Genomic DNA, 14835 nt, shown 5'->3' on the forward strand with positions numbered 1-14835 from the left:
GGGTGGGGGGGGCGTTGGCGTGGGCCCTGCTGTGTTCGGGCCCGGCGCTCGCGGCCGAGACGAAGATGCCGCCAGGCCTCACCGGAGACTGGGGCGGCGCACGCGGGCTGCTCTTCGAGCTGGGCGTGGCGCTCCAGGTCCGCTACGCGACGGAGCTGGCCTACAACGCGCGGGGCGGCAAGGGCCATGCGCTGCGGCAGGCGGGCCAGCTCGACGTGGGGCTGGGCGTCGACCTGGAGAAGCTGGCGGGGCTGAAGGGCGGCACCTTCCAGTTCACCTTCACGCACCGCAACGGCAACGACCTGGGCGCGGACATGGAGCTGGGCAACCTCCAACTGGTGCAGGAGGTGTACGGCCGCGGCAACGTGGGGCGCCTCACGCAGCTCTGGTACGAACAGCTCTTCTGGGACGACCGGGTGCACTTGAAGCTGGGCCGCGTCACGGTGGGTGAGGACACGGCGGAGTTCCCCTGCGACTTCCAGAACCTGTCCTTCTGCAGCGCGCAGCCCGGCAACCTCGTGGGCAACTACTGGTTCAACTGGCCGGTGAGCCAGTGGGGCACGCGGCTGCGGGTGGACGTGGCGAAGGTGGCCTACGTGCAGCTCGCCGCGTACGAAATGAACCCGCGCAACCTGGATCCGTCCTTCTACCTGGGGCGCTTCTCCGGGGCGACGGGCGTGATGCTGCCGCTGGAGGTGGCGTGGAACCCGAAGTTCCTCCAGGGGACGCTGGAGGGGCTCTACAAGCTGGGCGCCTGGTACGACACGTCCAACGCGAGCGACGTGCTGCTGGACGACGTGGAGCATCGCGGGCGCTATGGCGCGTACTTCGTGGCGCGCCAGCAGCTCACGCACGTGCCGAACGCCGCGAACAAGGCGCAGGGCCTCAACATCTTCGTGCGCCTGACGCACACGGACCGGGACACGTCCACCGTGGACAGCCAGTACACCGCGGGGCTGGCGTACACGGGCCTCTTCGGCCGGGCGGATGACGACGTGGGCTTCGCGCTGGGCCGCACGCACTCCAATGGCCGGTACGTCACGTCCCAGCGGCTGAAGCAGTTGCAGGACCCCACCACGCTGGTGCCCGGCACGGAGTACCTGGGCGAGCTGTTCTACAGCCTCCGCGCGACGCCGTGGCTGGTGCTGCGGCCCAACTTCCAGTTCATCAACCCGGGCGCCAACGAGGACGCGCGCAACGTCATCGTGCTGGGCCTCAAGGGCGCCTTGAGCCTCTGATGGCTTCGGGTGGGAGGCGCATGTGGGGGGATGCCCCCCTGCCGTGCCGCTTCGCGGGTGGCCTAGAGTGGCCCCATGGCCCTGTCACCCTCGTGGCATGCATGGCTGTCGGAGAACCTGCTGCGCGGCGTGGCGGCGGAAGCGCTGGCCCGGGTCCTGGTGTCCGAAGGGGTGACCGAGGACGACGCGCGCGGGGAGGTGGAGCGCGCGGCCCGGCACCCGGCGGTGGAGGCGGGGGCCCGGCACGTGGCCCTGGGCGCGGAGGTGGCGTCGCTCCTGGACGTGCGCGCCCGGCTGCATGCGCAGGCGGGCGTGGGGGTGGAGCGGCGGCGGGGCGTGTCCGCGGACGAGTTCCAGGAGCGCTACTACCGCGCGCACCAGCCCGTCATCCTGGAGGACTTCCTGGAGGGCTGGCCGCTCCTGACGCACTGGACGCCGGAGGCGCTCGCGCGCAATTACGGCCACGTGGAGGTGGAGGTCATGACGGGCCGCGAGTCCCGCGCGGACCACGACCTGTCCCCGGATGCGTGCCGCACGGTGATGCGGCTGGCGGACTTCCTCCACCGGCTGGAGCACGGCGGGCCCACCAACGACCTGTACCTCACCGCTCGCAACTTCGCGCTGGAGCGCTCCGAGCTGCGCGGGCTGATGGACGACGTGCGGTTTCCTCCCGGCTTCCTGCACCCCCGGCCAGCACCCGGAGGCATCAAGCTGTGGGTGGGCCCCGCGGGCACGCGCACGGCGCTGCACCATGACGTGGACTCGGTGCTGTTCGGCCAGGTCCACGGGCGCAAGCGCTTCTGGCTGATTCCCTCGTTCGAGACGGCGCGCGTCTACAACCACGAGCACGTGTGGAGCGCGGTGGACGCGTCGGCGCCGGACCTGGCGCGCTTCCCCGCCTTCGGCTCGGCGCACGTGCGCGAGGTGGTGCTGGGGCCCGGCGAATTGCTGTTCATCCCGGTGGGCTGGTGGCACCAGGTGCACGCGCTCGACGTGAGCGTGTCGGTGACATTCCAATCCCTGGACGTGCCGGGAGGCAATGCGCGGTGGCACACCTCCGGTTGAGGAGGCGTGCCTCGTGCGCGCAAGGGTTGCGTTGAGATTTCAGGCCGGCTGCGTTTCTGTTTCAGGCAGCGGCGGCGTGGGCGGCGGCGGCGTGGGCGCGGGAGGCTCGGGCGGCAGACGCCGGCGCGGGTTTTCCTTCTCGTGTTCCTCGACGGGGTAGGGCGGAGAGGGATTCGGGACGATCTTGTGCGAGTTCGAAGGAGGGGTCATGGAGTCCGCTCAAGGTGGATGTGGACAACCCAACAGGTTCAGCCCTGCACGGGGGGGCTGATGCTGAAATCAATTGTCCCCCCTGAATTGAAAACGTGGCTCGCGCAGAACCTTGTGCGTGGGGTTTCTTCCGCGAGGCTTGGGGCTGTATTGGAAGCGGAGGGCATGGCGCCAGAAGTTGTCTGGGAAACGATTCGCGAAGCCGAGCGACATCCCGCGGTGAGTGGAGGTCGGACCCATGCGACGCGGTTGAATGCATTGGAGTCATTGCTTGCGACGCGCTCCGCGCTGCAACGACAAGCGCGGTCTGGCATCCAGGTGGAGCGGCGCCAGCGTCTGTCTCCAGCGGAGTTCTTCACCGATTACTACCGGCGCAACCGGCCTGTCGTCATTGAAGGGTTGTTGGAGGACTGGCCCGCGATGAAGCGGTGGACGCCCGCGTGGATGGCGGAGCGCTTCGGGGATGAAACGGTGGAGGTGATGGCGGGACGTGATGCCCAGGCATTGCCTGACTTCCATGCGGACAGGCTGCGTCGCGACGTGCCGTTGCGTGAATTGCTGGCCCGCTTCGACGGTGCGCCAACGAACGACATGTATCTGGTGGCGCGCAACAGCCTGCTCCTGCGCGAAGCCTTCCGCCCGCTGCTGGAGGACCTGCGTGCGCCGGAGGGCTACATCCATCCGGACCTGGGCGGACCCGACCGCGTGCACCTGTGGCTGGGCCCCGCGGGGACGCTGTCGAACCTGCACCACGACCACCTCAACGTCCTCTTCTGTCAGGTGTGGGGCCGCAAGCAGGTGTGGCTCGCGCCGTCGTGGGAGACGCCGTGGATGGCGAACGAGCGCGGCTTCTACAGCGCGGTGGACGTGCTCGCGCCGGACACCGCGCGCTTCCCGGACTTCGCCCGCGTGGCCCTGCATACGGTGGTGGTGGAGCCCGGGGACACGCTCTTCATTCCCGTGGGCTGGTGGCATGCGCTGCGCGCGCTGGACGCGAGCCTGTCCGTGACGTTCGTGAGCTTCGAGGAGACCCCCGGTCTCAACACCTGCTGGCAGGAGGGCTGGCTGGGGGCCACGCCCCAGGAGGAACACCCATGAGTCCATCGAGTCCGGCACGTGGCGTGGAAGGGGAGGACCCTTCGCCGCTGGCGCCCGAGTGGCGGCGGTGGCTGGTGGAGAACCTGCTGCGCGGCACGTCGACGCGCGAGCTGGTCGCGTCGCTGGAGAAGGCGGGGGTGCCAGCGGAGAAGGCGCGTCGGGCGGTGGAGGCGGAGCAGCAGGAGCCCTTCGTCGCGGGGGCCCTTCGCGCGGTGGGGATGCAGCGGAAGCTGGAGGGCCTGCTGGACGTGTACGCGGAGCTGTTCCAGCAGACGGACGTGCCGCCCCGGGTGGACCGTCATGACGCGCTGATGCCCGCCGGGTTCTTCGAGCGCTACTACTTCCAGAACCTGCCCGTGGTGCTGCGCGAGGGCCCGTCAGCCTTGCGGTCATCCCAGGAGTGGACCCCGGCTCGTGTGGCGGAGCGGCTGGGCGAACGGGAGTCCCGGCACGCGTGCTGCGTGCCGCTGTTCGAGGACTCCCGGTTGGAGTCCCTGGCGCGGGAGCTGTCCTCGCCTCGTGGCTTCGCGGCGGAGGACGTGCGCGCGTGTGAGCCCCGCCTGTGGTGGGAGCCCGTGGGGACGGAGGTTCCGCTGCGTGCGTCGCGGCGCAATGTGTTGCTGGCCCAGGTGCATGGGGTGCGTCAGCTCCAACTCGTTCCGGCCTTCGAGTTGCGGCGCGTGGCCGCGTCTTCCCCCGAGGAGGCGGACACACCGCTGTGCCTGGACGTGGAGCTGTCGCCCGGTGAGCTGCTGCTGCTTCCGGTGGGGTGGTGGTACGGCTTCAAGGCTCCGGAGGGCGGCGTCGCCGTCTCGTTCGAGGCGTTCGCGCTGCCGGAGCCGAACGTGACCTGGGACTCCGACGCGGAGCCGCTGCCGTCGCCCCTGCCTCCCCGGGACTGAGCGGGCTGTCCGCGGGGGGAGTGCGCGAAAGGCGCTACTGGTACAGCAGCACCTTGTCCACCCAGCGCATGCCGGGCTGCTTCTGATGCCAGTCGAGCCGCTCGGCGCGCAGGGCCTGGGAGGGCTCCGCGCCTGACTGGATGCGCTCGCGCACCGCGCGGAAGAACGCGCCCGCGTCGTTGGGGATGTCCGCCGTGGCCGCGAAGACGGCGCGCGCCCCCGAGGCGACGAAGGCCTGGGGCAGCGAGGAGGTCTGGTGCAGGAAGGGCGGGAGATGGGCCGCGCTGCACGCGCCCAGCACCACCAGCGGCGCGCCATGGAAGTGTCGGCGGCGCAGCTCCTCCGCGGTGAGCGCGTAGCGGCCGTCCTGCTGCGGCGACAGCGCGATGACCGTGGCGTCCGACAGCGCGCGGTCCACCACGCCGTGCGCATGGATGTCGATGTCGGTGGCCTGCTCCATCGCCTCCAGCACGCGCTCGGGCGTGGCCTGCGTGCCCTTGAGGCGCAGCAGGCGCTGCGCTCCGGCAAGGTCCACCTCCGCCGCCGAGGGCAGCCGCGCCAGCCGCAGCGAGGACGGCGGCTCCACGTCCGACACCACGACATGCATGGGGGGCTTCGCGCTCAGCGGCCCAGGGGCCCCCGTGCCCACGCGGTAGCTCCAGGCGAGGTCCGCCGGAAGGATGCCCGAGCGGCTGTCCAGCGGCGGCGCGGCCAGCACCGACACGCTCGGACAGTCGCGCAAGAGGTCCACCAGCTCCTCGGGCACCAGCCCCTTCAGGTCATCGCGCAGGGGCCGCGTGCGCGAGGCATCGTAGTGGCCGCGAATCTGCCCCTGGTGTCCCCGCACCACCGCCACCGTGCGCTCGTCCTCCACCGCGGCGGCCAGCACGCAGCCCTCCGGCACGGGCACCTGGAGGCTTTCGGCCACCACGTCCAGGGCCTCGCGGAAGGCCCCCGCATGGCCCGCGCTCACCGCCAGCGTCCGGTAGGCCACCACCCGGGCATCCTTCGCGTCCGCGTTGGTGCGCAGCAGCGGCTCCGCCTCGGCGATGGCGCGGCGCAGCTCCTTCTGTCCCGTGCGCCAGTCGCGGACCACCGCGAAGCGACCCGCGATGAGCGTGGCCAGCACGCGCCGGCCCGCGTTCTCCTGCAGCGGCGTCACCCGCGCCAGCTCCGCCCGGAGGCGCGCCTCGTCGGACGGCCGCGGGTCCAGCCGCGCGAGGTCCGCGAGGATCCACGCCCCCTGCAACCCGGGCGTCTGCCCGCACGCCAGGGACTCCTCCATCTCCTGCCGGGCCTCCTGCGGACGGAAGCGCATCAGCGCCAGCGAGGCCAGGTTGCGGTGGGCCTGCGTGCGCGCCTTGCAGTCCTCGGGTTGCCGGGCCAGGGACTCGGTGAGGTACGCCCGCGACAGCGCGATGCGCACCTGGAAGCGCGTCGCGTTGGCCAGCATCACCAGCGCCGCGCCCTCCCGCTCCCACTCGCCCAGCGCGGCGGCCTCCTGCCAGGCGGCGCGCGCGGACTCCTCTCCCTCCACCAGCCGGTTGGACGCGGTCGCGCGCTGGCTCAGGCGCGTGAGCAGGTCCACGCAGCGCAGAGGCAGCTTGCGCGCGCGGCACTCGGACAGCGCCGCGCGCAGCCGGTCTCCGGCCTGGGCCCCGTGTCCCGCGAGGTCGTCCAGCCGTGCCCCCTCCTGCGCCACGCGCGAGAGGATCCACGGGTCGCTCACGTCCTGCGTCAGGGCTCGCAGCTCGTCGTGCGTGCGCGCCACGCCCGGTGTGTGCAGCAGCGCGCCCAAGAGCAGGTCGCGGGCCGTGGCCTCCTGGCGCAGGCGCTCGATGAGGCTCGCGGGCGCGGGGTGTTCGTCGAGCACCAGCTTCGCGTACTCGCGCGCGAAGGGCGCCCGGCGCGTGAAGTCCAGCGCGGACACCCGCTGCACGGTGGCCTCCAGCGCGGTGTCCCCGGACGCATGGTCCAACACCTTCGCGAGCGGCAGCAGCTCCCGCACGCGCGCAGCGTCCTCCGCGGACAGCAGCAGGTCGTAGAACCGCTCGCGCGCGAGGCCCGGGAAGCGGGCGGAGGCCTCCACCGGCAGCGGTGCGTCGGGCTTGCGCAACCGGGCGAGGAACGCCTCGCGGGTGGCCTTCCAGGCGTCGGCCCGCGCCTGGAAGCGGGCGCGCAGGCTCCGGGCCTGTTCGCGCGCCTCCTCGCTCCAGCCGGGCTCCGCCCTCGCGGCCACTTCTTCGAAGGTGGTCGCGGCGACGAGCGACAGGCCCAGCTCGCGCGTCAACACGGCCCGGTTCCAGCGCGCCTGCGGATGGTCAGGCGCCGCTTCGAGCGTGGCGTCCAGCAGCGTCAGGGCCTCGTCGTGCCTTCCGCGCAGGAGGAGGGCTGCGGCCTGATCGCTGTCCCGGTCCTGCGAGGACGGGGTGCGCCCCAGGTGCGCGAGCGCCTGCTCCGTGTCGCCATGCAGCAGGTAGCTGACCGCGACCCCGTGCGCGTCGCCGTGCTCTTCCAGCTTGGACAGCGGTCCTAACGGCACCGGGCGCGCCAGCGTGTCCGGCGCACGCGGTGGGGCATAGGGGCGGTAGACGTCCGCCGCGGGAAGGCTGAGGCGCACCTCCAGGGGCCGCGTGGGCAGGTCCGCCAGCCACAGGGCCCGGGTGCCCGGAGCCGGTGCCTGCTGCTTCCAGGCGCGCACGGCGCCGAAACCCAGCAGCCCGCAGAGCACCAGGCCCACCGCGAATCCCAAACGCGTCACGCCTGCGCCCCTCGAACGGCGTGTGCCTCGGGGCGTCTGCTGCAAGCCAGTCATCCGGGGCCTCCCGCGTGCCCCCGCCTGTCTCCGCGGGTCCTGCGGAGGGCAGTCTACGGCCAATGCCCCCGGGCCCGACAGACCCGGGGGAAAGCCGCAGGGAGGCCGTTCGTTTGTGGCCGGACGGTTATTCCACCTTCAAGGGGGCGCGCGTGGCCTCCACGACCCGGTGGATGGGGTACAGCTCGCCCACCGTGAGGCTGTCGTCCAGGAACTGCCAGCGGCAGAAGCCGTCGTCCGAGTGCGGCTCCAGGAGGTAGGTCGCGAGCGTTCCCGTGCGCTGGTCGGTGGGGACCTTGAGGGTGCCGGCGGGGAAGTCCTGCTCGGAGCGCTCGGCGGCGACGGTGAGGATGGTCTCGAAGCGCACGGGCTTGGGCTTCTGGCTGAGCGGGACCTCGTTCTCACCCGGAGCCGGCACGTTGGCGGCGACGTCCGGGCTGAAGGTCTGCTCGCGGCGGGTGATGCGGTAGCTGTCCACCTGGAAGCGCTGCGCGGTGGCGAGCTTCTCGAAGCGGATGCCGTGGCCTTCCAGCCGGGACGCGAGCGACGCGGGCACCAGGTACGCGGACGGGGTGCTCACCGCCTGGGTGGGCACGAAGGTGCGGTAGTGCGGCGTCTTGTAGACCTTGCGGCGCTTGCCCGGGTAGCGGCGGCCCTCGATGCTGGCCTCGTCGAAGGAGTTGATGGTGGCGATGTCCTTGCCCAGCACGTAGGCCGGGTAGTCGAACACCAGCGCGCCCTCCGCGTTGCGGTGCGGGACGCCGTAGTTGATGCCGACCAGGTCCTTCACGTCCGGGGTCTTGCCGCGCGCGATGATGGCCGACTCCTCGAACGAGGTGGCGGTGCGGTAGTCCTTGGCGTAGCGGGCGGCGTCGCGGATGAGCTCCAGCACCCACGCGCGGATGACGGCGCAGCGGCGCGGGAAGTCGATGTAGCTGTAGGTCTCCAGCAGCACGTCCAGGCGGCCCAGCAGGCCCCGGTAGTGGCTGCCGAAGCGGGGCAGCGCGGGGTAGGTGTGCCAGCCGGAGCGCGGGTCGCCCTCCTTGAGGAAGTTGCCGTACCAGAAGCTGTCGAAGCCGTGCTTCTTCTTCACGGCGGCGGACACGCGCTCGGCCAGCTCGCGGTTGTAGTCGCGCGACATGTGGAAGAGCTCCGCGTTGCCGTGCGGAACGTCGAAGGTGAGATCGAAGGCGTGGATGCTGCCGTCGGTGGTGTGGCAGTCCACGAAGAGGTGCGGCCACCACGCCTGGTACAGCTTCGCGAGCGCGCGCGTCTCCGGGGCCTCCTGCTTCATGTTGTCGCGGTTGAGGTTCCAGCCCTCGCCCGTGTAGCGCGTGCCCACGCCGCCCGGCGGGTTCACCTGGCCCTCCAGGTTCTTCAAATCCAGCGCGCGGTTTCCCGGGCTGATGCGATCATTGCCGTCCGGGTTGAAGTTGGGGACGAAGACGAGGCAGAGCTTGTCGAGCAGCTTCTTGCCCAGCGACGTGAGGGTGAGGTCGCGCGCGAGCCCCAGCAGCGTCTCCTTGCCCTCCACCTCACCGGCGTGGATGTTGGCCTCCACCATCACGATGATCTTCTTCTGCTTCTGCGCCAGCTCCGGCGTGAAGCAGTTGCGGTCGCTGATGACCAGCGAGATGAGCGGCTGGCCCTCGCCGCTCTGGCCGAAGTCCACGCGCTTCGCGAGCTTGGTCTGGCCGACGAGCGTGTCGATGAAGGCGACCACGTCGGCGCTGCGGGAGGTTTCCTGGTAGTCGGTGGCTTCCGCGCGGGTGCGCAGCTGGGGGATGGGCATAGGTGCGCGCATCCGAACGCCGCCCGCAGGCGCCGTCAAGCACGCGCGTGCGCGGCTGCGGAGGAACCGGCATTCGCGTCCGGTGCCCACGACGGGGGCTGACTTGCCGCGTCGGGGCGGTGTCCCGTATGAGACCGGCCGGACGGCTTCGCGAGGGGGTTCTTCATGATTCGGAGTGACAAGCGGCGCGGACGGACCCTGGCGGTGCTCGCCCTGGGGTGCGCGGTGGCGTGGGGAACGGGTTGCAAGAAGGAGGAGGCCGCAGCCCCCGTGGCCCTCGACGCGGGCGTGGCGGCGGTGGCCGTGCGCGACGCGGGAAGCCAGGACGCGGGGACGGTCGCACGGGTGAAGAAGCCGCTGCGCTTCTCGGACGTGACGCTCACGAAGAACCGCTACCGGCTGGACGTGACGTACACGCTCACCAATCCGGGGACGGCGCAGGGGCGCGGGGACGCGTGCCTGTCGCTGCACGACGACCAGGGCCTGGTCATCCATCAGGTGAAGCTGGGCGGCATCACCGTGAAGGGTGGCACGAGCGACACGTTCGAGGACCGGGTGGACGTGAGCGAGGCGTACTGGAAGCAGGCCCAGGCGGTGCTGCTGTACACGGCGGACGCGTATGACTGTTCGTCCGGGGTCCCCAAGATGACCAGTGAGCGGTTCCAACTGCTGCCCTCGGGACAGCCCGCCCCCGCAGGCACGCCGGCCCCCCAGGCCCCGGGGGCGGCGACGGCGGCGGACTTCGCGGTGTCCAACGTCCGGGTGAGCCAGGAAGGCAGCTCCGACAACTATTCCGTCTCCTACGTCGTGAAGAACCTGTCCACCCGGCGCGTGTCGGGAAAGGGCTGCCTGCGGGCGTATGTCGCGGCGGGAGACCGCTTCCTGGAAGAGGGCCTGGTGGGGGACTTCAGCCTGCGTCCCGGCGGTTCGGAGACCGTCACCGACACCGTCATCTTCGAAGACGACAAGCACTGGGACGAGGTGAAGGTGCTGCGCCTCTTCACCAGCCCCTATGGCTGCGCGGACGGGGCGGACGCGGAGAACGCCGGCATCACGTTCGACAAGCCTGCGGGCATCCATGCGCCCGTGGAAGGGGTGGATGCGGACGGAGAGGTGGAGCTGGATCCGGACAACAACGACGCGGTGGTCGACGTGCCGGATGAAGCCCAGGACCCCGTGGACGACCACGGTGGGGACGAGCCCTACTCGGACTCGCCGGAAGACACGGGCCACTGACCTTCACGCCGCCGCGCTTCGCACGGGCGTCCCGAGCACATCGATGACGGAGGCCATGCAGGACAGGGGGCCGCCCGCACGTGTCCGGTGCACTGTCCCTTCGCGACAGAACGGCTTGCCGCCCGCGCCACGGCGTCGCTAGCGTCCTGGCCGTGGCGCCCTCCGCTCCCCCTTCGCTCTCCGCACGGTTGGCCCGGCAGGGACTGCTCGCGGCGGCGAAGCGGGGCGTGCCCGCCGGACGGCTCTGCCAGGACGTGGGGCTGCGGTGGGAGGACCTGGACGACCCCGAAGCTCGCATCCCCTACGCCCTGTTGGATGACATCCTGGAGCGGGCCGTGGCCCTCAGCGGGGATGACAACCTGGGGCTGCACATGGCGGGCATGGACGTGATGGACGCGGAGGATCCCGCGTCGCTCGTCATCCCCACCAGCGCCCACCTGCGCGAGGCCCTGGAGCGAGGCTGCCGCTACCAGCGCGTGTGGGGCGACGGCGAGCGCTTCCTCGTGGAGGACACCCCCCAGGGCGTGCGCATGCGCTTCACCCCCGTGGGCCCGTCGTGGCGGCCCGCGCACCGGCACCTCACGGAGGTGGCGCTGGCGCAACTGGCCCAGGGCGTGCGCATCTCCACCGGCGCGCAGGTGCGCCCGTTGCGCGCGCGCTTCGTGCACGAGGCCCCCGCGAACCTGGACGAACACGAGGCCGTCTTCGGCTGCCCGCTGGAATTCAACGCGCCGGCCAGCGACCTGGAGTTCTCCCAGGCGGACGCGGACCGGCCCTTCGTCCACGCGGATCCGCGGGTCCACGCCGTCTTCGAACACCAGGCCCGCCGCGCCCTGGAGCGGCTTCCCGTGGCGGACACCCTGGTCGGTCGCGTGCGTGAGCAGGTGGGCCGGACGCTGGCGGGAGGTGACTTCTCCTTCGTCGCCGTGGCCCGGGCCCTGCGCGTGCCGCCCCGGACGTTGCAGCGTCAGTTGGCGGCGGAGGGCTACACGTACGCGGGCATCGTGGAGTCCCTGCGCCGCGAGCTGTCCCAGGGCTACCTCCAGCGGCGCATGTCCATCGCGGAGGTGTCCTTCCTGCTGGGGTACGCGGACCCGGCGGCCTTCCACCGCGCCTTCAAGCGCTGGTGGCGCACGTCCCCGGAGGCCTTCCGCAGGGCCCGGGCCGCTGGGGGCTGACAGGCAGGCGTCGCCCGACGGCCGTGCAGGGAGGGAGGCGGGACTCCGTCCGGAAGCGACCGTGCCTACGTTGGCTTGAGGCCGGGGCGCTGCTCGGGCCCCTTCAAGGAGACCACCATGTGGACACGCCGGTTCAATGGGCTCGTGGTGCTGGGAGTGATTGGGACCGTGGGCTTCGCGGCGGGCTGCAATGAGCGCCAGCAGCAGTCCGTCAACGAGAACGCCCGCCAGGTGGGACAGGAGGTAGGCGAGGCCGCCAAGGACGTCCAGCACGGCGCGAGCAAGGCCGCGGAGAGCCTCCGCGAATCCAGCCGCGAGGCCGCCGACGGCTTCCGCGAGGGCGTGGGCGGTTCGGGCGACACGGCCTCCGAGGAACAGAAGGCCGACGAGCGCAGCGGGGACGGGCCGGACATCGGCCGCAACCCGGGCGTCATCAACGACGGGGAGGGGCCGCTCGAGGAGCGCTGAAACACGCCCGAGACGCGCTGTGTCGACACCCACGGTGTCCCGGCGTTGTGTTTGAATGTCGACCATGGACGTGGTTTCCGCCCTCCGTGGTCCCCTTGCGTCCCCTGGTCGCTGGCTGTGCCTGTTGCCGTGCCTGTTGACGGTGGCGTGCGTGACGACGGGGGGGATGGAGGCGCGGGTCCCCACGCTGGAAGAGCAGTGCAACGGCGGACGCGTGTCGGCGTGCGAGGCCTGGGGACAGCAGCTCACGGTGGATCACCGGCTGGAGGAGGCGGACCGGGCCTTCGGGCTGGCGTGCGCGATGGGGTCGACGTCCGCGTGCATGACCCAGGGCAAGTCCCGGATGGCTCAAGGCGACCTGGAAGGCGCGGAGCCGCCGCTGCGCAAGGTCTACGAGGAGAACTCGGAGGAGGGCGCGCTGGCGCTCGCGGATCTCCGGGAAGCGCGCGGCGATGTCGCGGGGGCATCGCGGCTGCGCTGGGAGGCGCTCGGGCTCGACAAGTCGACGGTGGAGTTCGCGCTCGGCTGGCGCATCCCGTGGCAGGGCGGCCTGGGCGGTTCGCTGGATGTGAACGTGCAGCCCATGGGGCTGGGCGCGCGACGGCTGACCCTGGGGGCCAACATCGCCTTCGGCTCGGAGTCGTCGCTGAACGCCACCGTGGGCTACCAGCACTTCCTGACGAACTGGGCCGCGCCCTACGCCCGGGTGCTCGTGGGGCCCTCCCTGGACAACCGCCGCGCCCCCCTCAACGTGGGCGCGGAGGTGGGCTTCAAGGTCTTCGCGGGCTCCATTGGCCATCTGGCCGCGGGCCTGGGCACGTCGTTCGACGGCTCCACGTACACGGTCCTTCAGGTCGGGATGGACTGGATCGTGGCGCTGATGGTGCTCGCGCACATGTGAAGCGGGCCTTAAGCGGCCACGCCGACCTTCGGGCACACGTCGTTGAGCAGGCACTCGCCGCACTTCGGTTTCCGGGCGATGCAGGTGTAGCGGCCGTGCAGCACCACGGCGGGGCCGAAGAAGGTCCAGTCGTCCTTGGGCACGAGCTTCATGAGGTCGGTTTCGATGGCCTCCGGCTTCTCCTGCTTCGTGACGCCCAGCCGCTGGCTGACGCGGGCCACGTGGGTGTCCACGATGATGCCGGAGGCCTGCTGGAAGGCGGTGTTGAGCACCACGTTGGCCGTCTTGCGCGCGACGCCGGGCAGCTTCACCAGGTCCTCCATGCGGGAGGGCACCTTGCCCTTGAAGTCGTCGAGCAGCGCGCGGCTCATGGCCTGCACCGTCTTGGTCTTCTGCTTGTAGAAGCCGGTGGGCTTGAGGTCCTCCTCCAGCTCCGCGGTGTCGGCGTCCGCGAGGTCCTTGGGGCCACCGGGATACTTCTGGAACAGGGTGGCGGTGACGCGGTTGACGCGCTCGTCGGTGCACTGCGCGGCCAGGATGGTGGCCACGAGCAGCTCGTAGGGCGTGTTCCAGTTCAGCTCGTACTTCGCGTCGGGATACTTCTCGCGCAGACGTTCGAGCACCACGGGGATCATCGAAGCGGCTTTCATGGGAGGCCCCTCACATCGACCGTTGGACGAGCGACGTCAACTCCGCATCGGTGAGCACCAGCGGATTGCCCTTCATGCTGCTGGCGGCGCGGGCCTTGGCCACGAGGCCCGGCACGTCCGCCTCGTCAAGGCCCATGGCGCGCAGGCCCCGGATGCGCAGGGCCTGGACCAGGTCCTTCACCCAGGTGATGCCGTCCTCGGCGCGTGCCTCCGGCTGACCGGTGAGCAGCACGGCCAGCTCGCGGAAGCGGGGCAGGGCGGGGTGCTCCGGGGCCCGCGTGCGCAGGGCGTCCAGGTTCACCTCCAGCGTGGCCCCGAGCAGCGCGGCGCACAGGGCCCCATGGGCCGCGCCGAGCATTCCGCCCAGCGGGGCCGCGAAGCCATGCACCGCGCCCAGGCCCGCGTTGGCGAGGCACAGGCCGCCGAAGAGGCTGGCGAGGGCCAGGTCCTCGCGCTCCGAGGGACCGGGACCGTGGAGCACCGCCTTGCGCAGCGAGCGCGCCGAGCGCTGCATCCCTTCACGCGCGAGCGCATCCGTGAGCGGCTGGGCGCGGACGGACACGAACGGTTCGATGAGCTGGGACAGCGCGTCCAGGCCGCCCGCGGCGAGCACGTCAGCGGGGGTGTGCTCCAGCAGGTCGGGATCCACCAGGGCCACGCGGGGCAGCATCAGGGGGCTGCGGAGGCTGGCCTTCACGCCGGCCTCCTTCGAGCCCAGCACCGCGTTGCGCGTCACCTCCGAACCGGTGCCCGCGGTGGTGGGAATGGCGATGAGCGGCAGGGACGGCTTCGTCAGGGCCTGTCCGCGCCCGATGACCTCCAGGTAGTCGAGCGGGTCGCCCCCGTTGGCGGCGAGCGCGGCGATGGCCTTGCCCGCGTCGAGCGCGCTGCCACCGCCCAGGGCGACGACGGTGTCACAGCGGGCCTCCAGGGCGACGGCGGTGCCTTCGCGCGCGGTGTCGACGGTGGGCTCGCCCGCGACGCGGAAGGAGGCGGACGGGATGCCCAGGCGTTCGAGCGCGGCGCGGACGGGCTCGGCGCGGGCGGGGTTCACGCCGGTGACGAGCAGGACCTTCTGTCCGCCCAGGCCGCGCACCAGGTCGGGGACCTCGGCGATGCGGCCGGGGCCGAAGAGGACGCGGTTGGCGGTGGCGAACTCGAAGCTTGCGGGGGGCATGTCACCAGCCCGCGTCGTCGGGGAAGCGGTTGGCGTAGCGGCGGGCGGTGCGGGGCTCGGCCATCATGGGGGTGACGGTGTCGCGCCACGTGAGGTAGTGGGCGG

13 protein-coding genes are annotated in these 14835 nt (G+C 71.4%); 8 read left to right on the forward strand and 5 right to left on the reverse strand.

Annotated features, from left to right (window positions below):
• Together D7Y13_RS26265 and D7Y13_RS26270 are read left to right on the forward strand one after the other, a co-directional pair.
• A partial coding sequence (locus D7Y13_RS26265; RefSeq protein ID WP_208734493.1) for a carbohydrate porin occupies positions 1–1238 on the forward strand: 1238 nt, incomplete at its 5' end.
• Between the two features lie 75 nt (positions 1239–1313).
• A complete protein-coding gene (locus tag D7Y13_RS26270) occupies positions 1314–2303 on the forward strand; it encodes a cupin-like domain-containing protein (protein WP_120535466.1) in 990 nt (329 codons plus the stop codon).
• Between the two features lie 39 nt (positions 2304–2342).
• On the opposite strand, the gene D7Y13_RS45850 is transcribed toward D7Y13_RS26270, so the two are convergent.
• Positions 2343–2513 carry a hypothetical protein gene (locus tag D7Y13_RS45850; protein ID WP_158620386.1) on the reverse strand — a complete coding sequence of 57 codons (171 nt, stop codon included), beginning with the start codon at positions 2511–2513 and terminating at the stop codon, positions 2343–2345.
• A gap of 165 nt (positions 2514–2678) precedes the next feature.
• Between D7Y13_RS45850 and D7Y13_RS26275 the strand changes: the two genes are divergently transcribed.
• Positions 2679–3611 (forward strand): cupin-like domain-containing protein, encoded by a 933-nt coding sequence (locus D7Y13_RS26275; protein WP_120584009.1) that lies wholly within the window; start codon positions 2679–2681, stop codon positions 3609–3611.
• Positions 3608–4513, forward strand: a complete 906-nt coding sequence (locus D7Y13_RS26280) for a cupin domain-containing protein (protein WP_147444319.1) — start codon at positions 3608–3610, stop codon at positions 4511–4513. Before D7Y13_RS26275 ends, D7Y13_RS26280 begins: the two co-directional genes overlap by 4 nt.
• A 34-nt stretch (positions 4514–4547) precedes the next feature.
• Here D7Y13_RS26280 and D7Y13_RS26285 read toward each other — a convergent pair whose 3' ends face one another.
• Together D7Y13_RS26285 and D7Y13_RS26290 are read right to left on the reverse strand one after the other, a co-directional pair.
• Positions 4548–7274 carry a CHAT domain-containing protein gene (locus D7Y13_RS26285; RefSeq protein WP_158620387.1) on the reverse strand — a complete coding sequence of 909 codons (2727 nt, stop codon included), beginning with the start codon at positions 7272–7274 and terminating at the stop codon, positions 4548–4550.
• Between the two features lie 181 nt (positions 7275–7455).
• Complete coding sequence (locus tag D7Y13_RS26290) at positions 7456–9120, reverse strand: M14 family metallopeptidase (protein WP_120535463.1); 1665 nt, start codon at positions 9118–9120, stop codon at positions 7456–7458.
• 165 nt (positions 9121–9285) lie between these two features.
• On the opposite strand from D7Y13_RS26290, the gene D7Y13_RS26295 reads away from it, so the two are divergent.
• The 4 genes from D7Y13_RS26295 (at position 9286) to D7Y13_RS26310 (ending at position 12903) form a co-directional block, all read left to right on the forward strand.
• Positions 9286–10356 carry a hypothetical protein gene (locus D7Y13_RS26295; protein WP_120584012.1) on the forward strand — a complete coding sequence of 357 codons (1071 nt, stop codon included), beginning with the start codon at positions 9286–9288 and terminating at the stop codon, positions 10354–10356.
• Between the two features lie 152 nt (positions 10357–10508).
• The gene (locus D7Y13_RS26300) at positions 10509–11534 is read left to right on the forward strand and encodes an AraC family transcriptional regulator (RefSeq protein WP_233595604.1); all 1026 of its coding nucleotides are present in this window, start codon (positions 10509–10511) and stop codon (positions 11532–11534) included.
• Positions 11535–11651: 117 nt separating this feature from the next.
• Positions 11652–12002 carry a hypothetical protein gene (locus D7Y13_RS26305; RefSeq protein ID WP_199732794.1) on the forward strand — a complete coding sequence of 117 codons (351 nt, stop codon included), beginning with the start codon at positions 11652–11654 and terminating at the stop codon, positions 12000–12002.
• 64 nt (positions 12003–12066) lie between these two features.
• On the forward strand, positions 12067–12903 hold the full coding sequence (locus D7Y13_RS26310; RefSeq protein ID WP_147444320.1) for a hypothetical protein: 837 nt from the start codon (positions 12067–12069) through the stop codon (positions 12901–12903).
• 8 nt (positions 12904–12911) lie between these two features.
• Here the strand turns inward: D7Y13_RS26310 and nth are convergent, their stop codons facing one another.
• Together nth and D7Y13_RS26320 are read right to left on the reverse strand one after the other, a co-directional pair.
• Positions 12912–13553, reverse strand: a complete 642-nt coding sequence (nth, locus tag D7Y13_RS26315) for an endonuclease III (protein WP_120535459.1) — start codon at positions 13551–13553, stop codon at positions 12912–12914.
• Positions 13554–13563: 10 nt separating this feature from the next.
• On the reverse strand, positions 13564–14730 hold the full coding sequence (locus D7Y13_RS26320) for an iron-containing alcohol dehydrogenase (protein WP_120584015.1): 1167 nt from the start codon (positions 14728–14730) through the stop codon (positions 13564–13566).
• Positions 14731–14835: the final 105 nt, after the last annotated feature.

This window comes from Corallococcus praedator (genome assembly GCF_003612125.1).
Taxonomy (GTDB): Bacteria; Myxococcota; Myxococcia; order Myxococcales; family Myxococcaceae; genus Corallococcus; species Corallococcus praedator.

Coding starts and splice junctions, on each gene's coding strand:
- D7Y13_RS26295 (WP_120584012.1), top strand. CDS start 9,286: ATGATTCGGAGTGACAAGCGGCGCGGACGGACCCTGGCGGTGCTCGCC.
- nth (WP_120535459.1), bottom strand. CDS start 13,553: ATGAAAGCCGCTTCGATGATCCCCGTGGTGCTCGAACGTCTGCGCGAG.
- D7Y13_RS26275 (WP_120584009.1), top strand. CDS start 2,679: ATGGCGCCAGAAGTTGTCTGGGAAACGATTCGCGAAGCCGAGCGACAT.
- D7Y13_RS26270 (WP_120535466.1), top strand. CDS start 1,314: ATGGCCCTGTCACCCTCGTGGCATGCATGGCTGTCGGAGAACCTGCTG.
- D7Y13_RS26290 (WP_120535463.1), bottom strand. CDS start 9,120: ATGCCCATCCCCCAGCTGCGCACCCGCGCGGAAGCCACCGACTACCAG.
- D7Y13_RS26305 (WP_199732794.1), top strand. CDS start 11,652: ATGTGGACACGCCGGTTCAATGGGCTCGTGGTGCTGGGAGTGATTGGG.
- D7Y13_RS26280 (WP_147444319.1), top strand. CDS start 3,608: ATGAGTCCATCGAGTCCGGCACGTGGCGTGGAAGGGGAGGACCCTTCG.
- D7Y13_RS26310 (WP_147444320.1), top strand. CDS start 12,067: ATGGACGTGGTTTCCGCCCTCCGTGGTCCCCTTGCGTCCCCTGGTCGC.
- D7Y13_RS45850 (WP_158620386.1), bottom strand. CDS start 2,513: ATGACCCCTCCTTCGAACTCGCACAAGATCGTCCCGAATCCCTCTCCG.
- D7Y13_RS26320 (WP_120584015.1), bottom strand. CDS start 14,730: ATGCCCCCCGCAAGCTTCGAGTTCGCCACCGCCAACCGCGTCCTCTTC.